Origin of the sequence: Phocaeicola massiliensis B84634 = Timone 84634 = DSM 17679 = JCM 13223 (genome assembly GCF_000382445.1) — a bacterium.
Classification (GTDB): Bacteria; Bacteroidota; Bacteroidia; order Bacteroidales; family Bacteroidaceae; genus Phocaeicola; species Phocaeicola massiliensis.
Genome location: NZ_KB905472.1, coordinates 2,314,666 through 2,339,551, shown reverse-complemented (window position 1 = coordinate 2,339,551; position 24,886 = coordinate 2,314,666). Strand labels below are relative to the sequence as shown.

Annotated in this window: 21 protein-coding genes; 18 read left to right on the top strand and 3 right to left on the bottom strand. The window is 40.3% G+C overall.

Annotation, left to right across the window (positions count from 1 at the left end; all coding sequences use genetic code 11):
* The first annotated feature begins 87 nt into the window (after positions 1 to 87).
* Positions 88 to 1,038 (top strand): hypothetical protein, encoded by a 951-nt coding sequence (locus HMPREF1534_RS09170; RefSeq protein WP_005940475.1) that lies wholly within the window; start codon positions 88 to 90, stop codon positions 1,036 to 1,038.
* Positions 1,039 to 1,082: 44 nt separating this feature from the next.
* Positions 1,083 to 1,595 (top strand): GNAT family N-acetyltransferase, encoded by a 513-nt coding sequence (locus HMPREF1534_RS09175; protein ID WP_005940473.1) that lies wholly within the window; start codon positions 1,083 to 1,085, stop codon positions 1,593 to 1,595.
* Between the two features lie 189 nt (positions 1,596 to 1,784).
* On the opposite strand, the gene cdd is transcribed toward HMPREF1534_RS09175, so the two are convergent.
* Positions 1,785 to 2,270, bottom strand: coding sequence for a cytidine deaminase (gene cdd, locus HMPREF1534_RS09180; RefSeq protein WP_018452392.1), 486 nt, complete (start codon positions 2,268 to 2,270; stop codon positions 1,785 to 1,787).
* Between the two features lie 197 nt (positions 2,271 to 2,467).
* On the opposite strand from cdd, the gene HMPREF1534_RS09185 reads away from it, so the two are divergent.
* The 6 genes from HMPREF1534_RS09185 (at position 2,468) to HMPREF1534_RS09210 (ending at position 12,789) form a co-directional block, all read left to right on the top strand.
* Entirely contained in the window at positions 2,468 to 3,043 is a 576-nt protein-coding gene (locus HMPREF1534_RS09185) for an RNA polymerase sigma-70 factor (protein WP_018452393.1), read from the top strand.
* Positions 3,044 to 3,131: 88 nt separating this feature from the next.
* Positions 3,132 to 4,145, top strand: a complete 1,014-nt coding sequence (locus HMPREF1534_RS09190) for a FecR family protein (RefSeq protein ID WP_005940466.1) — start codon at positions 3,132 to 3,134, stop codon at positions 4,143 to 4,145.
* 62 nt (positions 4,146 to 4,207) lie between these two features.
* Positions 4,208 to 7,723 (top strand): TonB-dependent receptor, encoded by a 3,516-nt coding sequence (locus tag HMPREF1534_RS09195; protein ID WP_005940463.1) that lies wholly within the window; start codon positions 4,208 to 4,210, stop codon positions 7,721 to 7,723.
* A 22-nt stretch (positions 7,724 to 7,745) separates the two neighbouring features.
* Entirely contained in the window at positions 7,746 to 9,668 is a 1,923-nt protein-coding gene (locus HMPREF1534_RS09200; RefSeq protein ID WP_005940461.1) for a RagB/SusD family nutrient uptake outer membrane protein, read from the top strand.
* Between the two features lie 141 nt (positions 9,669 to 9,809).
* Positions 9,810 to 11,324 carry an arylsulfatase gene (locus HMPREF1534_RS09205; RefSeq protein WP_005940459.1) on the top strand — a complete coding sequence of 505 codons (1,515 nt, stop codon included), beginning with the start codon at positions 9,810 to 9,812 and terminating at the stop codon, positions 11,322 to 11,324.
* A 121-nt stretch (positions 11,325 to 11,445) separates the two neighbouring features.
* The gene (locus HMPREF1534_RS09210) at positions 11,446 to 12,789 is read left to right on the top strand and encodes a sulfatase (protein ID WP_018452394.1); all 1,344 of its coding nucleotides are present in this window, start codon (positions 11,446 to 11,448) and stop codon (positions 12,787 to 12,789) included.
* A gap of 115 nt (positions 12,790 to 12,904) precedes the next feature.
* Here the strand turns inward: HMPREF1534_RS09210 and HMPREF1534_RS09215 are convergent, their stop codons facing one another.
* Positions 12,905 to 13,582 carry a DUF4476 domain-containing protein gene (locus HMPREF1534_RS09215; protein ID WP_005940455.1) on the bottom strand — a complete coding sequence of 226 codons (678 nt, stop codon included), beginning with the start codon at positions 13,580 to 13,582 and terminating at the stop codon, positions 12,905 to 12,907.
* A 207-nt stretch (positions 13,583 to 13,789) separates the two neighbouring features.
* Here HMPREF1534_RS09215 and HMPREF1534_RS09220 point away from each other — a divergent pair, with 207 nt between their 5' ends.
* From HMPREF1534_RS09220 to HMPREF1534_RS09230, 3 genes are read left to right on the top strand one after another with little or no spacing between them, the layout of a single operon-like run.
* Positions 13,790 to 14,326: an RNA polymerase sigma factor gene (locus tag HMPREF1534_RS09220; protein ID WP_005940453.1), complete on the top strand. Its 537-nt coding sequence runs from the start codon at positions 13,790 to 13,792 to the stop codon at positions 14,324 to 14,326.
* Between the two features lie 7 nt (positions 14,327 to 14,333).
* A complete protein-coding gene (locus tag HMPREF1534_RS09225) occupies positions 14,334 to 14,696 on the top strand; it encodes a hypothetical protein (protein ID WP_005940450.1) in 363 nt (120 codons plus the stop codon).
* 25 nt (positions 14,697 to 14,721) lie between these two features.
* Entirely contained in the window at positions 14,722 to 15,210 is a 489-nt protein-coding gene (locus tag HMPREF1534_RS09230; protein ID WP_005940447.1) for a hypothetical protein, read from the top strand.
* Between the two features lie 106 nt (positions 15,211 to 15,316).
* Here HMPREF1534_RS09230 and HMPREF1534_RS09235 read toward each other — a convergent pair whose 3' ends face one another.
* A complete protein-coding gene (locus tag HMPREF1534_RS09235) occupies positions 15,317 to 17,287 on the bottom strand; it encodes a family 20 glycosylhydrolase (protein WP_005940444.1) in 1,971 nt (656 codons plus the stop codon).
* 184 nt (positions 17,288 to 17,471) lie between these two features.
* On the opposite strand from HMPREF1534_RS09235, the gene HMPREF1534_RS09240 reads away from it, so the two are divergent.
* From HMPREF1534_RS09240 to HMPREF1534_RS09270, 7 genes are all read left to right on the top strand, one after another.
* The gene (locus HMPREF1534_RS09240; RefSeq protein WP_005940442.1) at positions 17,472 to 18,113 is read left to right on the top strand and encodes a carbohydrate-binding family 9-like protein; all 642 of its coding nucleotides are present in this window, start codon (positions 17,472 to 17,474) and stop codon (positions 18,111 to 18,113) included.
* A gap of 85 nt (positions 18,114 to 18,198) precedes the next feature.
* On the top strand, positions 18,199 to 18,756 hold the full coding sequence (locus HMPREF1534_RS09245) for a LemA family protein (protein WP_005940440.1): 558 nt from the start codon (positions 18,199 to 18,201) through the stop codon (positions 18,754 to 18,756).
* Positions 18,757 to 18,761: 5 nt separating this feature from the next.
* Positions 18,762 to 19,733 carry a M48 family metallopeptidase gene (locus HMPREF1534_RS09250; RefSeq protein WP_005940438.1) on the top strand — a complete coding sequence of 324 codons (972 nt, stop codon included), beginning with the start codon at positions 18,762 to 18,764 and terminating at the stop codon, positions 19,731 to 19,733.
* A 3-nt stretch (positions 19,734 to 19,736) separates the two neighbouring features.
* Entirely contained in the window at positions 19,737 to 20,630 is an 894-nt protein-coding gene (locus tag HMPREF1534_RS09255) for a glucosaminidase domain-containing protein (RefSeq protein WP_005940437.1), read from the top strand.
* 165 nt (positions 20,631 to 20,795) lie between these two features.
* Entirely contained in the window at positions 20,796 to 22,043 is a 1,248-nt protein-coding gene (locus HMPREF1534_RS09260) for an efflux RND transporter periplasmic adaptor subunit (protein ID WP_005940435.1), read from the top strand.
* A 138-nt stretch (positions 22,044 to 22,181) separates the two neighbouring features.
* Complete coding sequence (locus tag HMPREF1534_RS09265; protein ID WP_005940433.1) at positions 22,182 to 23,486, top strand: ABC transporter permease; 1,305 nt, start codon at positions 22,182 to 22,184, stop codon at positions 23,484 to 23,486.
* A gap of 15 nt (positions 23,487 to 23,501) precedes the next feature.
* Positions 23,502 to 24,815, top strand: a complete 1,314-nt coding sequence (locus HMPREF1534_RS09270; RefSeq protein ID WP_005940430.1) for an ABC transporter permease — start codon at positions 23,502 to 23,504, stop codon at positions 24,813 to 24,815.
* Positions 24,816 to 24,886: the final 71 nt, after the last annotated feature.

Genomic DNA, 24,886 nt, shown 5'->3' with positions numbered 1-24,886 from the left:
TTTAGTAGAAAGATGCCATAAAACCCGAAAAACAGACGAGTATTTGGTTGATTTTCTATTACTTTGCATCCCCAAAAAATCTATAATATGCTTAAATTTCTGAAGAATTGGACGCTGCCTTTGGCAATGTTTGCCGGAGCTATCGGATATTTCCTGTTGGCCAACGTCACTATTTTGGAGCCGGCAAAACCTTTTGTGAATTGGCTGATTGCCGTTTTGACTCCTTTTCTTATCTTCGCACAGTTGCTGCTTACTTTTTGTAAGATTGAGCCCAAGGAATTACTACCCAAGGCATGGCACGTATGGCTATTGTCCATTCAGGCTGTATCAAGCGGCATTATTGCTTTGTTGCTGATTTTCTGCCCCATGGAGGAGGCTTACAGGGATATTTTTGAAGGGGCGATGGTTTGCCTGATTTGTCCCACGGCCACGGCAGCGGCTGTCATTACAGGAAAACTGGGAGGAAGTGCTTCCACGCTTACTACTTATACCTTACTTTCGAATGTATTGGCGGCAATAGCGGTGCCGCTTGTGTTTCCGCTTGTGGAGCCTCATGCCAACATCACCTTTGTGGTGGCTTTTCTTAAAATACTGAGTAAAGTGTTTCCTCTGTTACTGGCTCCTTTTTTTATTGCATTGTTGTTTCGTTATTATATCCCATCTGTACATCGACTGTTGTCGAAATATCATGGGGTCGCTTTTTATTTGTGGGCGGTTGCACTGACTATTGTGACAGGACAAACCGTGCGCTCACTGGTTACCGCTGCTGCCGATGTTTCCATCGAGATAATGATTGCTTTGGCAGGACTTGCCACTTGCTGTCTGCAATTTTATTTTGGTAAAAGAATTGGCAGTGCTTATCATGACCGAATCAGCGCGGGGCAGGCTTTGGGACAGAAGAATACGGTGCTTGCCATTTGGATGGCAGTGACTTATCTCAATCCTTTATCGTCTGTCGGTCCCGGTAGCTATGTGGTGTGGCAAAATATTTTTAATAGTTATCAACTGTGGAAAAAGAGAAAGAGTGAGATGAAATAACCGGTGTAAGATAAGAAGGATAGAAAAAAACATTATAAATAGATATGAAAACGAACTTTACAATCAGGCAAGCTCAACAATCGGATGCGGTTGCGCTAAAAGAGTTATTTCAAAATACTGTTCTTGTGATAAACAGACGTGATTACTCACAGGCAGAAGTTGAGGATTGGGCATCCTGCGGAAATAACCTTTCTAACATTAAAGAGAGGATAGAGACCCACTATTTTGTTGTAGCCGTTAATCAACAGTCACAAATCGTTGGTTTTTCATCTATTACGCCTCAAGGCTATTTACATTCTATGTTTGTCCACAAGGATTTTCAAGGTGAAGGTATTGCTACGATGCTTTTGGAAGAAATAGAACGCTACGCAATTACAGCCGGGATTACGCGGATTACATCCGAAGTGAGCTTGACTGCCCGCCCTTTCTTTGAAAAAAAAGGTTATGTAGTAGAAAAAGAACAAAAGCGCAAGGCGAATCAGCTTTCTCTCACTAATTTTTTGATGGCAAAGGAAGTGGTGTTTTTGGAGTATTATAATAAAAAGGTTACAGATTAAGCTTAGTACGTTCCTTTGTCTGTATATCCAAAACAGACTCAGCCTGACAGAAAGCATGCTTTTACACGTATGTCCTCATAGAACTACACGTACGTATGCGTAGCCCTACGCATACGTACGTATGAAGCTATACATACGTACGCATATGCCTGTACGTACGTATGTTACTTTATATGGAAAATGAGGGGATTAATTCGTTGTTAAATAATCTCCATCGAAAGACAAAGGCAACAAAGCACTTACACCTTCCATGATATAAATATCCGATTTGCTGTAAAGTAAGATACGCATTGGTTTTCCAAACCGCTTTTCAGTTTCCAGCAACACTTGTCGGCAGGCACCACAGGGTGGGATGGGAGTGTCAAGGAAGTCTTGTTCGGTTCGTGCAGCAATGGCAAGTGTTTTTACCGCTTGGTCGGGATATTGGGAATTGGCATAAAATAGGGTAGTGCGTTCGGCGCATAGTCCGGAGGGATAAGCTGCATTTTCCTGATTGCTTCCTGTTACCACAACACCGTTCTCCAGCAGGGCAGCAGCTCCTACCGAGAAATGCGAATAAGGTGCATAACTTCTTTGTGTTGCCTTGCACGCAGCATCCACCAATTTACGGTCTTCTTCCGTGAGTTCGTTATACTTGCGTGCCTCAATATTGATTTCCAGTTTGATTTCTTTCATGGTGTTTAAGCCTTGGTTTGTATGCAAATGTAATCTTTTGCTTTTGATTTCCAACTTCTTTCTTCCGGTTAATTTCAAATTTCTTGCAATTGCTGTTCATTCGCTTCTTCTTCTCGGAAAATAATTATCGTATATAATTAAAAGTCATTAAAAAAGCTGTATATTTGTACTTTGTGATAGAAAATGAAGAACGAAAAATGATAGATCAAGCAGTAATTGACAGAATAAATCAGGGTGATGTAAAGGCATTCGAGTGCCTTTATAATGACTATTTCGTTTATTTATGTGCTTGTGCCAATTCTTATATCTTCAATGCCGAGGAAGCTCAGGACATAGTGAATGAAGTCTTTATGAAATTGTGGTATAAACGTGGTGATTTATTTTTTCCTATTCATCCTTATCTGGTGCGCAGTGTGCAAAACGGATGTTTGAATTATTTGCGTTCACTTCATAGCCGGGAGCGTGTGGCAGATGAATATCGCGAAACATTGCTTGAATATCAGGAAGAATATTGCATGAGTGAATGCAATCCTTTAAAAGAAATGGAACAGGCTGATTTGGAGCGTCAGGTACAGACCGTAATTACTTCCCTGCCCGATAAGTGCAGAACTGTTTTTGAACAATATCTTTATTCTGAACTTACTCCGCAGGAAATTGCCGAGAAGAATGGAATCTCTGTCAACACCGTGCGTGTGCATATTAAAAATGCGATGGACAAGATGAAGGAGAAGCTGGGTTCACGAATCGGAATTCTCTTATTTTTTCTTTTTTAAATGAATAATAAAAAAAGTCCCTTTTTTATTAAATGCTTTTAAGGTTGTGCGTGTATTATTATTAGTTTAATAATACAAGACCGACAGAATGAGTAATTCAATACATGAGTTTGACAGGTTGATGCTGGATTATCTGAAAGGTGATATAACACCTGAAGATAGGCAGAGAATGACCGAATTATTACATAAGGATGCTTCCTGCCGGGAGAAGTATCGTGAGATGTCACGTGCTTATGCCATTGCTTCTGTGCCTTGGTTTGAACGGAGAAAGAAGCAGAACCTTGATTTTCTGCGAGAGAAGTTAGACCTCCGTTCCTCGCCCGGACGCACCTTGGTTAGAAGGGTGAGAGTTGGGAGCTTTGCGGCAATGGTAGCATTATTGATTGGCCTTGGCATTCGTTTTATTTATTTGAATAACCATCCGGCAGAAGTGATTGTTCCACCTGTTTCCTATTGCCGGATAGAAATTCCTCAGGGTGCGCAATCCAAATTGATATTGCCGGACAGCACATCGGTTTACCTCAACGGAGGTACCATTATAAAGTATGATGCGTCATTTCAGAATAAGGCTGAACGCGAGGTTTATCTTAATGGGGAAGCTTACTTTGAAGTGGCTAAAAATGCGGAAAAGCCTTTTATTGTTCATGCGGCTGATTTGAATGTCAAGGTACTTGGTACCAAATTCAATGTATCGTCTTATCCGGACGAGCCAAACATAAAAGTCAGCCTTGTGGAAGGGCGGGTCAAAGTGTCCGCGGCTTCGGATGGAGTTGATAAATTTTATCTGTCTCCCAATGAGCAGGCTGTGTATGACAAGGCAAAAAAGACTTTGTCTGTAAGGGCTGTAGACGCAGGCTCTCAAGTAGCCTGGACAACAGGACGTCTTGTTTTTGTCAACGAAACCTTATTTCATATTCTGAAAACGATTGGGAAAAAATATGATGTTCAGATTTTAATCCAATCCCGGAAGATGAATACTGAATATTTTTCCGGTAGTATAGATGCAGACCTGACTTTGGATGAGATTCTTTCTTATCTGGATGTAGATAATAAGTTTGTTTGGAGAAGGAAGGGAAAAACCGTGGTTATTGCTGACAGATAGGATGTAAAACCGTATCCCTATGGATATACCTTAAATATTTTTGTTAACTAATAATTCTAAGTATGAAAAAAACTTTTTGCAAGACTCGCAGGGGACATTGGGTCCCTCTGGCATGGGCAGCTTCATTCCTTTTATGGGGAAATGTTGCTTTCGCTGCATTGCCTATTCAGGAGGCAAGACTTTCCATGCAGCATCGTTCGGTATCCTTGAATCAAGTCTTCAGTGAAATTGAAAGACAAACGGGGTATTCTTTTTTGGTTCGTAATAATGATATAAATACGAATCAGAAGATTTCCATTGATGTGAAGAACAAGAGTGTCAAGGAAGTCTTGGAGATTTTATTTGCCGGTAAGAATATACGTTATGAAGTAGAAGGGGAACGTATTTCTGTTTATAAGCCTCAACAGACCAGACAGACTACAATTTCCGGAATTGTTGTGGATGCCGCTCAGGAACCGATTATCGGGGCTTCTGTCGTAGTGGTAAACACAACCAACGGCTGTATCACGGATTTTGACGGAAAATTTTCTTTGGAGGTTTCACAATTGCCGGTAAAGGTACAAATCACTTATATCGGTTATAAATCGCAGGTAGTGACTGTCAGTGATGCTAAAACTGTTCAGGTTGTTCTTCAGGAAGATACCGAAACATTGGATGAGGTAGTTGTTGTCGGTTATGGCTCTCAGAAAAAAGCCAACCTGACCGGTGCTGTTGCTTCTGTAAAGATGGATGAAGTGATTGCTAATCGCCCCCTTTCCAAAGCTGCAGATGCATTGCAGGGAACTGTTCCCGGATTGTTGGTTTCCAGTAACGGTAATGCTCCCGGAAAGAGTAAATCTTTTCAGATTCGTGGCGCATATTCGGTGGGTATTAAAAATGATGATGGCTCTTATGGTGCAACAATTAAACCTTTGGTTTTGATTGATAATGTGGAGGGAGATTTGGATATGATAAATCCAGAAGACATTGAGACTATTACCGTATTGAAAGATGCTGCCTCGGGAGCCATCTATGGTGCGCGCGCTGCCGGTGGTGTAATTTTGGTAACAACCAAACGCCCGAAAGGTGAGACTACCTTCCAATTGAATTATAACAATAATTTTGCATTTGCTTCAGCTATGAATTTGCCCGAACAGGCGCCTTTGACAGAGTACTTGAAGGCCTATTCAGATGCTGCAGGAGATCAATTTTGGACAATGGGCTCACCAAGTGTAACCAAATGGTTAGGATATTTGGAACAATATCGTAATAATCCGTCTTCTATTCCGACTGTAGGTGATGGCATTTATAAAGATGCAGATGGGGGGATATATTATATGAATGAAAAAGATTTGGTAAAGAATATGCTTGAAACAAGTTTCCAGCAGACACATAATATTTCTATGACAGGTGGAACCAATAAACTACGTTATCGTTTATCTGCTGGTTATATTTCACACGATGGAGTACTTATCACTAATAAAGATAAGTATGAGCGTATGAATGTAAGTGGATTTATTTCGGCGGATATTACCAAATGGTTTACTCAGGAAGCTACATTCAGTTACGCACACAGTAAAAATATGGAACCTAAGTCTGCTTTAGGGGCAATCTACTCAACACGTTTGGCTTCTTTTTATCCGGAAGGAAATATGCCGGAGGGTATGTCGGATGCAGCATCAGACGGTTTGCCATTTTTTACTCCGAGTAATCAGATTCGTTGGTCGAATCCGGCTAAAACATTGTATGATAATCCTCGTATATTTTTAAAGTCTATCTTGAAACCATTTAAAGGATTTCAAGTTGCTTTTGAATATACTTATGATAAGAATATGTATGATTATCATTGGTATACAGGTAAAGTGGCTTATACAACCGTTCAGGGTGGTAAAAATATAACTCCGACCAATGATTATCTGCAGAAAACGAAAAGATACACAGATTACAATTCTATTAATTTATATGGAACTTATGATTTTGCTTTAGATGATCATAAATTTAAAGTAATGGTAGGTTTTAATCAGGAATCAAGTTATCGCGAAACGATGGAAGCTTATTCATATGGACAAGCAGTGGTTGAAGTCCCTTCGTTAGGTGCTGGAACTTCTACCTTAAAGGCTACTGATAAGTATAATGAGTATTCTGTGCGTGGTGGCTTTTTCCGAGTAAATTATAATTATATGGATAGATATTTACTAGAAGTAAACGGACGTTATGACGGTTCTTCTAAATTTCCCAAAGATTCACGTTATGGTTTCTTCCCATCCGTTTCATTGGGTTGGAATATAGCTCAGGAAAAATTCATGGAAAGTACTCAGAATTGGTTAGGCTCTTTAAAAATACGTGCTTCTTATGGTATGATTGGTAATCAGAATGTGCCGGCTTATTCGTTTATTCCGACAATGGGTATTAATAATAAATATAATGGTTGGTTAGTCGATGGTAATCAAGTGACTGCCATTACTTCTATACCTTCATTAGTAAGTAATAATTTTACTTGGGAAAAAGTAGGGACATTGGATTTCGGTCTTGATTTTTCTATGTTTAATAATCGTTTTACTGGTACTTTTGACTGGTACCAGCGTAATACCAACGGTATGCTTGCTCCGGGTATGCAGTTGCCGGGGGTAGTAGGGGCTGATGCTCCTTATCAGAATACGGCAGATATGCGTACTCGTGGTTGGGAAGTGAGTTTGAATTGGCGTGATCAAATCGGAAAGGTTGGTTATCGTGTAGGTTTTAACCTGTCAGACAGCCAATCAAAGATTATGAAGTATAATTCGAATGAATCCGGCATATTAACCAGCACTTTGAGCAATGGTTCTACCTTCTGGAACTATTATGAAGGAAAAGATTTAGGAGAAATTTGGGGATATGAATACGACGGTTTCTATACCGTGGATGATTTTACCGATACATCTTCATGGAAGTTGAAAGAGGGTGTACCTAGTATTGATGGTTATAATCCTCGTCCGGGTGATGTGAAGTTTAAAAATCTGATGGATGATGACCGTGGAACCAATATGATTTCCAGTGGTGATAATACGGTCAGTAATCCGGGCGACCGTAAAGTGATTGGTAACAGAACTCCACGTTATCTCTACGGAATTAATTTGGGTGCCAATTATAAGGGCTTTGATTTGAATGTCTTCATGCAGGGAACGGGAAAACGTGATGCATGGATTGCAAATACGTTGACATTCCCGATGTATTCTGATTTTAAGTTCATTCCTTTGTATAAAGACTTGGGTAACTATTGGCAACCGGTAGATGCTGCGAACGGAGATTATACAGCTGCTAATCCTAATGCAGAGTTTCCGCGTATTTATGGTAATTATGGCAATCAGGGTTCTAATTACCGTCAGTCAGACAGGTATTTGTCGGATGCATCTTATTTCCGTATTAAGAATGTTACGTTAGCGTATACATTCCCGAAGGCATGGATTACAAAAATTGCGTTGTCACAATTGAAAGCATTTGTTAGTATAGAAAATTTGGCAACATTTTCATCTTTACCGAAAGGTATTGATCCGGAAACTTTATCATGGGATTACCCAGCATTCCGTACCGTATCTTTCGGACTTAATATAACATTGTAAACCTTAAAATTAGTACGAGTATATGAAAAAACTATTTATAAGTTTAGCTATTCTCGCAGGAATCGGCCTCTCCGGTTGTAACGATAGCTTTTTGGAAAAAGCACCAGTGACAGATTTGACAGAGGATAATGCATTTAATTCCTACGATAACTTCAAGGCTTTTATGTGGCCTTGTTATGAAATGTTTACAAATAATACCATCCGCACCTCTTTTAAGAGTTATGCACAAGATGGAAGTTATAAAGCTGATTTAGACGCCGGTTATCTAGAGCAAAAATATGAAAGTGGTTATAATAAATTTGCTTATCAGACAGTTGCCAATGTAGCAAGTGGTAATGGTTGGGATTTTAAATCATTTATTCGCCGTATCAATATTATGCTTTCTCATATTGATGATTCAAGCATGACAGAAGAACAAAAAAATCATTGGCGTGCTGTGGGGTATTTCTTCCATTCTTATTGGTATATGGAATTAATAGATCGTTTCGGTGCGGTACCTTGGGTAGATCAAGTTTTACAAGAAGATTCTCCTGAAGTTTATGGACCTCGAATGGATAGAAAGGAAGTAGCAGATAAAGTTTTGGAGCGTTTGAAATGGGCAGAAGAGAATATTGGTAATTTCACCTCAGAAGATGGAAAGAATACTATCAATCAGGATTGTGTACGTGCTGCTCTTTCACGTTTTACTCTGCGTGAAGGTACATGGAGAAAATATCATGAACTGGGTGATTATGAAAAATATCTTCAGGAATGTGTACGTGTTTCGGAACTATTAATGAAGGACTATCCAATATTGTATAAAGGAACAGACAACCAACCTGCCGCCGGATATGGTGAAATGTGGATTAGTCCCGATTTGGAAGGAATACCTGGAGTTATTTTCTATAAATCTTATGTAGAGAATATGAATGAGCATAGCATGGGGCATGTTGAACATACTTCTTCTCATTATGTAGAAATGAGCCATAACACAGTTAATCTTTATTTAATGAAGAATGGAAAGCCTATTATGAATGAAACATCCGGTTATCACGGTGAAAAAGATATGTATGCTGAATTCCGTGATCGTGACCCTCGTTTGTATCATACTGTTATGCCTCCTTATAAAGTTAAATCCGGAAAGGGTGATTATGAAACTTGGTCGTATACAGATAATCCGGCAGATCGTGAATATATTGATATTATGGGTGCCAATACAAGTTGTAGTAATCCAGGTGTTGGTATGAAACGTTTACCGGGACAAAACTGGGGTGGATCTCTTGTTTCTGAAATTCCTCGTTTGGGTACAGGGGCATTTGTAACTTGTCGTTCTGGCTATTATGTATGGAAACATTGGAGTAATTGGGAAAAGAACTTCAATAATGGTGCAGTGAATACATCTGATAAGCCTATTTTTAAGATTGAAGAGGTTTTGCTGAATGAAGCTGAAGCCAAGTTTGAACTAGGAGCTTTTGATCAAGGTGTTGCTGACAAAACAATTAATAAATTGCGTGATCGTGCTGGTGTTGCTAAGATGGTCGTAGCAGAAATAAATGAAAGTTTTGATCCGGGGCGAGGTAAATATTATCCGAAGGGTAATGATAGTGGTATCATGGTTGACCCAGTATTGTGGGAGATTCGTCGTGAACGTATTATAGAATTAATGGGTGAGGGATTTGGTTTTTATGATGTACGTCGTTGGCGTATGGCACCCTGGTTTGTAAATCAACCAGCAATAGGTATTTGGATGAGCAAAGATGATGCAACGAAAAATAATATGACTTTGTATAATCCCTCTACGGGCTATTCTGACGGGACAAATGGTTCCATGACGGAAGGAAATATATTCCTCTTTAATGATCCGTTGAAAGAAGGTAAGGGTTGGTTGGAAAAATATTATTTATATCAAATTCCGACAACTGAAATATTGTTGAATCCTGAGTTAGAACAGAATCCTGGTTGGTAAATTATGTTTTATCTTTGATAAATTGAGACAAGAAGGACTGTTTGGTTTCTTGAAAAGGAAACGAGAGGGTCTTTCTTGTCTTCTTTTTTTGTTTCATTTTTATGTGTGTTTTGTTGATTAATTAAATTTTAGAAAAATAATATGAATATTGAAAAGCTGATAATAGCTTGCTCCTTATTTTCGTGTAGTGTAATGCAAGCTCAGAAGGTCGTTCAACGTCCTAATATTATTTATATATTGATGGATGATTTGGGATATGGAGATTTGCAGTGTTATGGACAACAGAAAATAGAAACTCCCAACATAGATAAACTAAGGGAGAATGGAATGAAGTTCACTCAACATTATTCTGGTTCTCCTGTTTCGGCAGCATCTCGTTGTGTGCTGATGACAGGGATGCATTCGGGGCATTCACAGATTCGTGGAAATGACGAAATGGCGTCGAGAGGAGCTGTAAGTAACTATGATTCTATGTATGTGCATAAGGAATTAGAAGGGCAATATCCATTAAAGGCAGGAACGATGACTTTGGGAAGAATGTTGCAACAAGCGGGATATGTTACGGGATGTTTTGGAAAATGGGGATTGGGTTATCCGGGTTCTGAAGGAGTTCCTAACAAGCAAGGGTTTGATAGTTTTTTCGGATATAATTGTCAGCGTCAAGCACATACTTACTATCCACCGTTTTTGTATGATAATGATCAACGTATATATTTGAAAAATAGGGTAATGAATCCACATTCAGAGTTATTAGAAGCAGGTGCTGATCCATATAATTCTGCCAGTTATGATAAATATGTGCAAAAAGAATATGCTAATGATCTGATTTTTGACAGGTTGCTTAGTTTTGTTGATCAACATAAAACTTCTCCTTTTTTTGTTATGTGGACTACTCCATTGCCACATGTCTCTTTGCAGGCACCTGAAAGATGGGTACAATATTATGTAAAAAAATTTGGTGATGAAAAACCTTATACCGGTGAAAAGGGATATTTGCCATGTCGTTATCCTCATGCGACTTACGCAGCTATGATTAGCTATTTTGATGAGCAAGTTGGTAAGTTGTTAGACAAATTGAAAAAGGATGGGCTATATGACAATACGTTAATTGTTTATACGTCTGATAATGGTCCGACTTTTAATGGAGGTTCAGACTCGCCTTGGTTTAATAGTGGAGGTTTATTCAATTCAGAGTATGGTTGGGGTAAATGTTTTTTGCATGAAGGAGGTATACGGGTTCCGGCCATTTTTATATGGCCTGGAAAAATAGCTCCAAATACTGAAACTGATCATATTTGTTCTTTTCAGGATATAATGCCTACATTTGCCGAAATTGTAAAGAGGAAATGCCCGCCAACGGACGGAATCAGTTTCTTACCTACATTATTAGGTGAGAAGGATAAGCAATTAGCACATGCATTCTTATATTGGGAATTTCCAGATCTGGATGGAGAAAAGGCGATACGTTGGGGAAAATGGAAAGGTCTATTGAAGAATATAAAGAAAGGCAATACCAAAATGTTATTGTTTGATTTGGATAATGATATCAAAGAAGAGCATGATGTGGCAGCTAAATACCCTGATGTAGTGAAGAAAATGGAAATAATGATGAAGCAGTCTACCGTTCCGGCTGAAAATAAGAAATTTAGGATGTAACTGTTTGTATAGATTTTATGGGAATAATAATATAATGGAAAAAAGGACTGTCCGATTTTTATTTTGTGCGCTATCTTTTACGCCATTGGTTGCATTTGCTCAAAAGGAGCCAAGGACGAAGTTGACGAAACCTAATATCGTGTTCATTCTTGCAGATGATTTGGGCTGGACTGATTTGGGAGTGATGGGAAGTGACTATTATGAAACTCCGAATATAGACCGTTTGGCTGCGGAAGGATTGCTTTTCGATAACGCCTATGCTGCTGCAGCAAATTCTGCACCCAGCCGGGCTTGCATGATGACAGGCATGTACACACCCCGTCACGGTGTATATACCGTTAGTCCTCCCGACCGGGGTGACCGTAGGCTGAGAAAATTGATTCCAATCGCCAATACGGATGATGTCCGTGCCGATTTTGTGACGATGGCTGAAGCGCTACGGCAACAGGGATACCGGTGTGGGCATATCGGAAAGTGGCATTTGGGAGATGACGCAGACGGAACAGGCCCTCTTTCTCAAGGATTCATTTGGAATGTAGGAGGAAACCGGGCCGGCTCGCCTTATTCTTATTTTTATCCTTATTGTCTGCCCGATAAAAGTAAATGCCATTTGGGATTGGAGAAAGGAACACCGGGAGAATACCTTACCGACCGCTTGACGGATGAGGCTGTTTCTTTTATAAAATCCCACAAAGATGCTCCGTTCTTTCTTCATCTCTCTCACCACGCGGTTCATACGGCTTTGCAGGCTCCTGCATCGGTCGTTGATAAATACAAGAATAAACCTGTAGGAAAGTACCATACTAATCCTGTATATGCTGCGATGATTGAGAAATTGGATGATGGAGTAGGAAAGATATGTCGTGCCATTCAAGAGATGGGAATAGAAGAGAATACCATTATTATATTCTATTCCGACAATGGCGGTTCCGAACCGGTGACTGATAATTATCCTCTTCACGGCGGGAAGGGGACGCCATACGAGGGAGGTTCGCGTGTTCCTTTGATTATCAAATGGCCCGGGAAAATACCGGCAGGCACACGCACTTCTGTTCCGGTCATCGGAGTAGATTTCTATCCTACTTTTGTTCATCTTGCCAAAGGAGAAACATCGGGAAATCCGGATGGAAGAGATATCTTTGAGGTTGTGAAAAATAAGGAGACAGAACGGGATTTATTTTGGCATTTTCCGGCATATCTGGAATCGTATCTCAATGGCGGTAAGGATTTCAGAGCGCGACCTTATTCAAGTATTCGTTCGGGTGATTGGAAATTAATTTATAATTACGAGGATAAGTCAATGGAATTGTATAACCTGAAAGAAGATTTGGGAGAGACAAGGAATATGGCAGGACTTAATCCTCAAAAAAAGGAAGAACTTTATAACAAGCTTATGAAGTGGATTGATGATACACATGCGCCTGTTCCTACCGAACCTAATCCGTATTATCAGGGCATAAAGTAATTTTTGATGAATAGGGCATATTCCCTTTGCCTTTTCAGAAGAATGCCTGCCATAGCTACTATTTGTTTTAAGTAGGTTATGGCAGGACTTTTTTATATACGAGTGAAGAAAATGATTATCGTTTTTTGGGAATGCCAAGCATTTCTTTGGCTTTGTCTTCACTGGATAGAAAGTCAAGTGAGTTGATAATCTTATCATAATTCTCTTTGTCTGCAATGCGGGTTGCCAGTATTTGCAGTACTTTCAGTTTATCATCGTCGAAGGTATAGATAGACATGAGTCTGACACATTGTTGGCAGCTGAACCAACGGTGTCCGGCGGCTAATGACAATATATCCAATTGTTCATCTTTGAAAGGTTTCTGTTTTATCTTATTGTATAATTGTTGGAAATCATTGTCACTCGTTATTTGGGGATAATTAGGACGGTGTCCGTTGTGATGTGGCGGACGAGGAGCAACAACCGTAGATTCCACCTGTGCGGGAGGACATACTGCCACCGCAGGAGGAGTGGGGACACTCTCAAAAGAATCCAAATTGCTTACCAGGTTGTTCTTGAAATCAATCAGGATAGTGGTTCCATAGTGTCCTATTCCTCCTCCTTTCCTGTATTCCCATTGCTCTCCTTGTTCGTCGAACCGGCGATAGTCGGGGCGTCCCAGCAGTTTGGTCACTTCTTCCTGTGTCATACCTTTGTGAATGGATAGTAATATGTTATTGTCCATTAAGCTCCCGCAACTTCCGAGAACAAGGCTTAAAAATAAAACGGCTAGTGTTTCTTTTACTCTTTTCATATAATGTTGTTTTTATGTGTAGGCAAAGATAGGCAGGGAATTCGATATGATTGGGTTCTTTTCCCTATTTGATTATAGGGATTTCCCTACAATTGTTATTGTTTGGAAGAAATGCGCCTCGGATATTTAATTAATGTAAAATCCACCGTTGCACATTTAACTTCGTTACTTTTAAAGGTTCTAACTGATAAACATTGCAAGAAACAGATGATAAATGAAGATAAAATCCGGGAAGCTTGCGCTTCTGATAAGGAACATGGATTCAAATTGCTGATGGAGAATTTTCAGCAACCTATATATTGGCACATCCGACGCTTGGTGGTTTCCCACGAAGATGCGGAGGATATACTGCAAGAAGTATTTATCCGTGTCTTTCGTCACCTTGACCGGTTTAGGGAAGAGAGCTCGCTGGGCACATGGATGTATCGGATTGCAACCAATGAATGTCTCCGTTTCTTGAACAGCCGAAAAGAGCAGGCTGTTTCTGCCGAGGAAGTGCAAGAGGAATTAATGAATAAATTGATGGCATCCGACTATGTGGATTACGATAATGCAATGGCAGTGAAATTTCAACAAGCCATTCTTTCGTTACCTGAAAAACAACGTATCGTGTTTAACCTGCGTTACTATGATGAATTGGATTATGAGGAAATTAGCCGGATAACCGATACGCGGGCGGAAACGTTGAAGGTGAATTATCATTATGCCAAAGAGAAAATAAAAGAATATATGACTAATAATTAAGGATAGAATGGAGAAAGAATTTGATTTTAAAAACATAGGAAAGCAGATGCCTTATCGTACACCGGATGGTTTCTTTGACCGGATGCAGGAACAGGTATCGGCACGTACGAAAGTGGAAAAACATAAAAAACAACTTCGGATGAGGTTGGTGATTGCGGCAACACTGGCAGCGGCAGCGATGGTGTTGGGATTGGTTTTCTTTCCTGCCGGTACTCCGGAAGCGGAACAAGTATCTTCCAACTCTTTACTTGTGGCAACCGGTATTGACTACTCATATTCGGATGCAATGGATAATTTTATAGCCGAAATGCCGGATGATGAGTTAGAGGAATGGGTGGAATTATCAGAGTATGACATATTTATGAATTAATTATTTATTTAAAAAGTAATAGATTATGAAGACAAAAAAGTTTTTTATGGTGTTGGTAGCTCTCTTTATGGGTAGTCAAATGGCAATATTTGCACAAGGTAAAAAAGAAGGAAAGATGGACAGAAAGCAGTTCGGTCAGGAACAGATGCAGAAAATGCAATGTAATCAGCTCATAAATGCACTGGCATTGGATGATGCGGAGACTGCTAAGTTTAAACCTGTATACACCAAATATATGGAAGAAATGCGTGCTGTCCGCGATATGAATCCGCGTGCTCCTCGTTCTACGCTTACGGATGCAGAAGTAGAACAAGTAATAAAGGCTCGTTTTGCTCAGAGCCGCAAGATGCTGGATATTCGTGAGAAATATTATAATGAATTCCGTAAATTCCTATCACCGAAACAAATACAGAAAATGTATAATATGGAAAAAAGAATCGGAGATAAAATGAGAAAGGAGATGGGTAAAAGACAAGGAATGAAGAAGAATAATAATAGTAACAGCAGGAGATAATTCCTGCTCTTCACGAATAAACAACACGGATTTTACGGATTCAAGAGCTCGGCTCCTTATGTCCGTAAAATCCGTGTCCGGATAATAAAAGACGGTCGATTTCAGTTTATTTCTTGTAAACTTTCAAGTTGGATATTTTACTTTTGAATTCTCCTGCCTGTTCTAATGGGAATACCAGTGTGCGGACATAATTCATTTTTGTTTTTCCTTCTTTATCAAAGAAACGTTGCTGGATATTCAGTTCTTCTACTAATTTCCCATTGATGAACAGACGTGTTGCTTTGTTATCTCCTTCTATACCGATATTTAAACGTTGGCCCGGTTGGATATTGTAACTGAATGTGTTTAAATATCCGTCACGTGCAAAACCTAACATTCCACGTATAGGGTCGGACAGATAGAATACGGCATCCGGTGAACGGAACAGTTCGGTTCCCGGTGTTTCTGCTGCACCTTCCACATCAAATGTCACACGATAACCGTAACCGATTTCACGATGTGGTGTGCGGCTTTTGGGAGCAACATTGGCTTGTTCGTATACCAGTCCCGGCGCATTGCCGATACGTCCCATTTGGTTTACTCCCGGTGCTTCGCTCAACATTTCGCGCATGCGATTGAATTCATTATACGGAAGTGAAGTTGCAGTTCCCGTCCACATTTTTACGGCTAAAGTTTGTAAAGCCGGGAACGTGCGGTGATGAATATCTTTGGTAGAGATACCGTTTCCTACATGGTCATTCCATACTGCAAACATACCTCCCAGAATGGCAGGATCTTTTTCTTCGAAGACAGCTTTACCTACGTGGGCAGGAGTCCAGGAGTTATATAGCTCTTCCGTGTTCAGATAATCATAATAATAACCGGCAGCAGGTACGATATAAAGAAAACCGTCGGGAATGGAAATAAGTTTGTATCCTTGTTTAACCATTTCTTTAGGCTCTGCATATCCGTTATACCAGGCGCTCATAATTACATTTTCGGCTTTTACGGGAGTTTCTCCTTTGGCATGTGTCAATGCTCCCCATACACAGGCTTGTTTTCCGAAGCCTTCTACATAACGGATATAATGGTCTGTAAACTCACGGAATTTTTCCACTACTTTTTTGTCTTTGTTTGAGTATTCATCTGTGCCGATGTGTACGCGTGGACCACGGAAGACAGGTTCTTCTCCTTCCAAATACTCTTTAAAGAGTCCGTCCATGAATTTATATGTTTCGGGATTGAACAAATCCAGATGATCCATTCCATACTCTTTACTTCCTATCTCGGGTTTATAATGGCTGAATGCCAATGTGTGGGCAGGCGCATCTATTTCCGGGATGATTTCGACGAAACATTCTTCTGCCAACTTCTGCAAATCGATAAATTCTTTTTTTGTATAGAATCCGTCACGTGCCGTGAGTCCGGGATAAGTATCCGATTCCAGGCGGAAAGCTGCATAAGTCTTGTTCCAGTCCTGTTCAAAATACTGTTTAAATCCATTATCGTTCAGATGAATTTGCAGTGTGTTCATTTTGTAGTATGCCATGATTTTCACGTAATCGCGCAAATAAGACATAGGAATGAATTTTCGTCCGCAATCAATCATAAATCCACGCATGGCATAGTCGGGATAATCACGGATTTCACCTTTGGGAAGAGCCAGGTCTTCTTTGTTTTGTTCGGCTATCTGCAGCAGGGTACGTGTTCCCCAATATACACCGATGGCTTTGGGGGCGGTCAGCTCGATTCGGTCGGTAACGCGAATGGCGTATCCTTCTTGTCCTAATGATTTGTCTTTTTTAAGTGAAAGAATGAGGTCGCCTTTCTTTCCTTTTCCTTCCACTATCTGCGGAGTATGATTAAATAAGGTATTGCAGTCATCTGCCAGCATCCGGGCGATGCGTTGCAATTCAGAATTTCCTTTTGGGTAAACAATGCGGGTTTGTTCGGTAGGAATGAATTTGCCTTCGTTGCCTTTCCATTCTTTCAGTTCCGGGATAACAAAAGGTTTGGGATTAACAGCAGCTTGTGCAATGTTTATACAACATACACAGCAAAGAATCATCATTAAACAGATTCGGTTAACTGATTTCATAAATTAAGTAGTTTTTTAGATATTGTGTAAAATGTAAATTAAGTTTTTGTTTTGCAGGACAAAGATAGAAAATAATCCTTTCATCATTCTCGAAAAAAGAAAGATTCTTTCCGAGTGTCGACTCTTTTTTGTATGTTTGCGAGAACAAAATCAAAACAAATTCAATAATCTAAAAAAGAAAACCATGAAAGTCAAGAAAATAACTGCATCAGTCAATGATGCACAAGCCGTGCCTCAAGTATTGGACAATGAAGGCGTATCGTTTCAAAAGATAGATATTGTAAATTGGAAGGAATATCCTTATCATCCTGAAGCTGCTTTTCGCATCGCGCATACGGCCGATTCCATTTTAATACATTACAAAGTGACCGAAGGCAGTGTTCGTGCCAAATATGGAGAAGATAACGGAGCGGTCTGGACTGATTCGTGTATGGAGTTTTTTTCAATTCCCGCAGGCGATGGTGTGTATTACAATATGGAGTGCAGCTGTATCGGCACATTTTTGGTCGGGGCAGGAGCAGAGCGGAATAATCGGGAACATGCACCGCGTGAAGTGATGGAAAAAGTGTCTCGTTGGTCGAGCTTGGGCCGTACGCCTTTTGAAGAACGGATAGGGGAATGTACTTGGGAAGTGGCTTTGGTCATTCCTTATACAGTATTCTTTAAGCACCAGATTACTTCATTGGACGGACAGACGATAAAGGCTAACTTCTATAAGTGCGGTGATGAATTGCAAACTCCACATTTCTTGTCGTGGAACCCCATCAACATAGAAAAGCCGGATTTCCACAGACCCGATTTCTTTGGTTCATTGGAATTTGAGTAAAAACGTAAATTATTTGAAAAAGAATACATACTGCCGGATAAAATCAGTATGTTTGCAGGTAACAACAATTTAAAACGAGAAAATTATGACAGCAATTATTGTGATTGTAGTAGTCGTTATCTTGGCAGCCTGGTTGGTTTCCATGTATAATTCATTGGTTAAAATGCGTAATAACCGCGAGAATGCGTTTGCTGACATCGATGTTCAGCTAAAGCAGCGCCATGACCTGGTACCTCAGCTGGTGGAAACCGTAAAAGGATATGCGGCTCACGAAAAAGATACGTTGGAGCGGGTTATCAATGCCCGCAACGGGGCTATCGGTGCCAAAACCATTGACGAGAAAATTGTAGCAGAGAATGCCTTGTCTTCTGCTTTGAGTGGATTGAAAATAACATTGGAAGCCTATCCGGACTTGAAAGCAAACCAAAACTTTCTTCAGTTGCAGGAGGAAATAGCCGATTTGGAAAATAAGCTTTCTTCCGTGCGCCGTTATTTTAATTCTGCTACCAAAGAATATAATAATGCAGTAGAGACATTCCCTTCCAATATTCTGGCAGGTATGTTCGGTTTCCGTAAAGAAGTGATGTTTGACTTGGGAGAGCAACGCGCAGCTTTGGAGGAAGCTCCTAAAATTAAATTTTAAGGACGATGCAATATGTTGGCATACACACACAGCAGAGCAGGAATAACTTTCGTTCGCTGCTTCTGCTCTGTTTGTTTCCCTGCCTGGTAGTAGGGCTTTTGTTCGTGTTTTGTTATTTGCTGGTTTATTTGACACAAGGTGATGCACCCCATTATTATCAGGTAGGTGTCACCGACCGGTCAGTGGCTTTATTTATAGAAATGGCTCCTTATGTATTGGGAGGCGTATTCATTTGGTTTCTGATTGCCTACTTTGCCAATACTTCCATCATCAACGCTGCTACGGGTGCCCGACCGTTGGAACGGAAAGAAAATAAACGTGTCTATAATCTGGTGGAGAATCTTTGTATGAGTCAGGGGATGCCGATGCCTAAAATCAACATCATAAATGATGATTCACTGAATGCTTATGCCAGTGGTATAAATAAAAAGAGTTATACCGTAACATTGTCTAAAGGTATCATTGAGAAGCTGAATGATGAAGAACTGGAGGCAGTTATAGCCCATGAATTGTCTCATATCCGTAATCATGATGTACGTTTGCTTATCATCTCCATCGTGTTTGTGGGAATTTTCTCGATGCTGGCACAGATAGCATTGCGCTCTGCTTATTATTCTTCCTTTACACGTAAACGTGATGACAAGGGAGGGGCGGCTTTGATTCTTCTGCTGACCATGTTGGTTGCGGCTGTCGGTTATTTCTTTGCCATCTTGATGCGCTTTGCCATTTCGCGCAAACGCGAGTATTTGGCAAATGCAGGTTCGGCGGAGATGACCAAGAATCCTTTGGCTTTGGCGAGTGCTTTGCGTAAAATATCGGCCGATCCCGATATAGAAGCTGTGAAGCGTGAAGATGTGGCTCAACTTTTTATTCAGCATCCGGGCAAGCAGGCAACAAGTGCATTGAGTGGGTTGAGCGGGCTTTTTGCGACACATCCTCCCATCGAAAAACGAATACAAATATTGGAACAGTTCTGAAAGATGAAAACGACGTTGAGATATATTATCATTGTTGTGTTGTGCGGATTCTGTCTTTTTACGGCGCAGGCGCAGACGCGTAATCGTCAATACGAAGAATACATTCATAAGTATAAGGATATAGCTGTGGAGGAAATGAAGCGTTATCGCATTCCTGCCAGCATTACATTGGCACAGGGATTGTTGGAATCGGGAGCCGGAAAAAGTGCTTTATCCCGTAAGTCGAACAATCATTTCGGCATTAAGTGCGGAGGTGACTGGACAGGGCGTACAGTGCGTTATGATGATGATGCCCGTAATGAATGCTTCCGTGCTTACAAGCATCCGCGTGACTCCTATGAAGACCATTCCAAATTTCTAAAAGGGCGTTCGCGTTATGCCTTTTTGTTCAAATTGAAGATAACAGATTATAAAGGTTGGGCACATGGGTTGAAAAAAGCCGGATATGCAACAGATCCTCGCTATGCTTATCGTTTGATTGACATTATCGAACTGTATGATTTACATAAATTCGATACCCGTGACGGTATCAAGTGGATGAAAGAGTTTCCAAATCCGCATCAGCCTTATTTGGCAAATGATTTGCTGTATATTGTGGTGCGTAGCGGAGATACTTTTAAAAGTCTGTCGAAAGAGTTTGATATCAGTCAGCGTAAACTGAGAAAGTACAATGACTTGTATAAAGGATATGTGTTGAAACCGGGAGATATTATCTATTTGGATAAGAAACACCGTCGTGCCGACAAAGAGCATGTTGTTCATGTGGTACGCAGCGGAGATTCAATGTACTCCATTGCACAGAAATACGGAATTCGTCTGAAGAATTTATATAAAATGAATAAAATGAAGCCTGAGGATGCAGCGCCGAAGGTGGGAGATATATTGCGTCTGCGATGAAACGGAATCATGAATGTCCGTTTGCAGAAGTTTAAAAACGTACAGGGTGTTCGATATCGGACACCCTTTCTTTTTGTTTTATGATTGATAATCAGATTATTGGTGTTTTGGCATGAATGTTGCTTTAGATTTGATACGAAAAAAATAATAAAATAACGATAAATTATGGACAGAGAAATTCCAAAAGAAGTACGTGATAAAGAGCGTAAGAAAATGTTGATTAAATATGGTGTTATAGGTGTTGCCGGCATCGTATGCATCGCTTTGCTGATTTCTTTCATGCGGAGTAGTGTGAATCGGAAGGATTTGGTATTCTCGGAAGTGGATACGGGGATAATTGAGGTAAGTGTGAGTGCTTCCGGTAAGGTTGTTCCGGCTTTTGAGGAAATCATCAACTCTCCCATCAATACCCGTATTGTGGAAGTTTATCGTAAGGGAGGAGACAGTGTGGATGTGGGGACGCCGATTCTTAAACTGGACCTTCAGAGTACGGAAACGGAATATAAGAAATTGCTGGATGAAGAGCAGATGAAGCGTTATCAGCTGGAACAGTTGAAGGTGAACAATAATACGTATCTGAGTGATTTGGCAATGCAGGTGAAAATTTCTGCCATGAAGTTGAACCGTATGGAAGTAGAGCTTCGTAATGAACGTTATTTGGATAGTTTGGGTTCCGGTACTACGGATAAGGTGCGTCAGGCAGAGTTGAACTTTAATACGGGAAAATTGGAATTGGAACAGCTCCGCCAGCAATATGCAAATGAAAAAGAAGTCAAGGCAGCCGACCTTAAAGTGAAAGAACTGGAATTTAATATCTTCGCAAAGAGTCTGGCCGAAATGAAGCGGACATTGGATGATGCCCAAATCCGTTCGCCACGCAAAGCTATTCTTACTTATATTAATAATCAGGTCGGTGCACAGGTGCCGCAAGGCACACAGGTGGCTGTCATCTCAGATTTGAGTCATTTTAAAGTGGAAGGTGAAATAGCCGATACTTATGGCGACCGTGTGGCGGCAGGAGGACGTGCCATTGTCAAAATCGGCAATGAAAAATTGGAAGGCATCGTGAGCAGTGTTACACCGTTGTCAAAGAATGGTGTAATTTCGTTTACAGTCCAGTTGGTGGAGGATAATAACAAACGTCTCCGTTCAGGATTGAAAACAGATGTATATGTAATGAATGCCGTGAAAGAAGATGTGATGAGAATAGCAAATGCTTCTTATTATGTAGGCCGTGGCGAATATGAATTGTTCGTGCAGGACAGTGATAATGAGATAATAAAGCGTAAGGTACAACTTGGCGACAGCAACTTTGAATATGTGGAGGTGGTGAGCGGATTGCAACCCGGTGATAAAGTGGTGGTCAGTGATATGAGCAATTATAAAAACAAAAGCAAGTTGAAAGTCAAGTAGGAACAGTTGCAACATAAACGAAGAAATAAAACTCTCTTTTTAAAGTAAATAAGTGTTTCGTGGGGGATTGATGAAGAATCCGGCAAAGAAACCGGGTTCTTCATCTAAATAAAATGTAATTTAATATTTATTCTTGATATGATAAAACTATATTTAAAACAAGCATGGACACTGATAAAGCAAAACAAACTTTTTACTTCTATCTATGTGGTGGGTACGGGTCTTTCCATTGCTTTAACCATGACTATGTTTATTATCTTTTATGTGAAATTTGCTCCGATTTATCCGGAATACAACCGCGATAGGATGCTAACGATTAAGGCAATGAAATGCTATCCTAAGACAAATAAGGAAAGTTGGAATTGCAATGGCGGTGCTTCCTACTATCTGGTGGATAAAATGTTGAAAGATTTGCCTCATTTGGAAGCTATCGGTGCTGGTAAGCAGGATTTTATGGGTAATAATACGATAGCCTTGCCTGATAAGAAAGAGGTAATGGAGGTAAATCCATACTATGCTGATTCCGGGTTCTGGTCTGTGTTTTCTTTTCGCTTTTTGGCCGGAAAACCTTTTACTCAGGCTGATGTAGATGCCGATTTGCCTGTAGCTGTTTTGTCGGAAAGCCTTGCTAAACGCATTTTTGCTTCGACAGATGTAGTAGGGAAATATTTTACCTTCAATGGTAAGGAGTTTCGTGTGTGTGGAGTTGTGCAAGATGTGTCGAATGCCACTCCTGATACGGCAGGTGACTTATGGATACCTTTGTTTTTACACTCATGGGTGTCCCGAACGTCTGAGGGTGAGAAACTGATAGGTAATGTCCATATTTATATGCTTGCTCCGACACCGGCCGATAAAGAAGCTTTGCGTGCCGAAGTACAGGATGTTTTTCGTAAATACAATCTTCAGACTTCCGAATATGAAAATGATTTAATGCAACAACCCGATGATTTCTGGAAAAGTACATTCCGAAAGAATTCCTGTGAGGCGCCTGATTGGGGTGAACTGTTGAAAGGATTGATTTATATATTGCTGGCTTTGCTTTTTATTCCCGCCATGAACTTGAGTGGCATGATTTCATCGCGTATGGATCATCGCTTGTGTGAGTTGGGGGTACGCCGGGCGTATGGAGCCACCAATAAAATATTGTTGGGACAGGTGTTATGGGAAAATCTGTTACTGACTTGTCTGGGTGGTTTGATTGGTATTTTACTATCCTATTTAATTGTACTGACTGCAAGTGACTGGATACTTAATTTGTTTGACGATTGGGTAAATGACCCTGCCAAAACACCGTTTCTTTCTTTTGAGATGCTGTTCAACCCATGGATTTTCAGTTTTGCTTTTGTGCTTTGTGTGTTGCTCAATCTGATATCGGCATTCGTGCCTGCCTTATGGTCTTTGCGCCATACCATTATTCAGTCTCTTAATACTAAACGTTAATACAAAAATACGATTATGATAAAGAAAATAATATGCCAACTATGGAACCAGCGCAGAATGAATGGCTGGATATTTATAGAATTGGTCATTGTCAGCTTTTTCCTTTGGACAGTGATTGACCCCATTTATATTCTGACTGCCGATAAACTTATAGCTTCGGGGTATGATGCCCATAACAGATATGTGGTGAAGATAGGGAATTATGAATCTTCCAATGGGAATTATCAAGCAGAAATGAATACAGATTCCATTTGTAAAGAATCTTATAATCGTATTATTCGTGTGGTGCGCGACCTGCCTGAGATGAAAGATTTCTCTATTGCTTCCAGTGCCAGCTTTCCTAATTCCGGTTCATGGAATGGAACACAAATATATAATGATACGGCGGATATCAAGAATGATAAATATATACATACACAATATTATGAATTTTATCTGCAAGACGGTAGTAATATGTTTCGCACTTATGGCATGAAAGATGCTTTTACAGGGGCTGATATAAATATACCGGCAGATGCGGGGACACGTCAAAAAGTATTTTTATCAGAGGCTCTGGCCCGGGCTCTTTTTGGAAAGACGGATGTGACAGGGCAAAAAGTATATTCTCATGATAAGAGCAGTTATGAAATTGCAGGTGTCTTTCAAGATTATAAGCACCGCAATTATGAACAACCTTATCCTTTATTGGTGTGGGTATATAATGAGATACAAGGGAAGACTTATATGAATTGGAGGTACAGCATCACTTTTTCGCTGAAAGAAGGAGTAGATGCCAACGCTTTTGAACAGCGTTTCAAAAAGGAAGTGATGCCTTTGCTTAAGGCTGGTAATTTCTATTGTTCCGGGCTTGAATCGTTTGAAGAGGTGAGTTATATGTATGCGCAGAGAAGCGGTGTCATCAATCAACTCCGCCTGAAATATTCGTTAGCCGGATTTGCGTTGCTCTGTATTTTCTTGGGTATGGTAGGTACTTTCTGGATTCGTTGCAATGCGCGCCGTCAGGAGATAGGTATTATGCGCAGTATGGGAGCATCTGAAAATGCTGTGCGTAATCAATTTTTAGCGGAAGCATTTTTATTGGTAACGGTTGCTTTTGTGGTAGCTCTTCCGGTGGTTTTCCATCAGGTGCATGAGAGTGGATTTTTCTCTTCGGGAGTAACGAGGACAATACTTGATATGAGTTATTGGCAAAATCAGCCGGTGATGCATTTCTGCATTGTTACACTGATGACTTATATCATCTTGCTTGTTATCGCATTGATAGGTACTTATATACCGGTGAAGCGTGCCTCGCATATCTTGCCTGCCGATGCTTTGCGTGACGAATAGTTTCCGATGCGCACAAAATCGGGCAGAGTGTTCGATAACGGACACTTTGTATGAAGCACAAAATATTGATA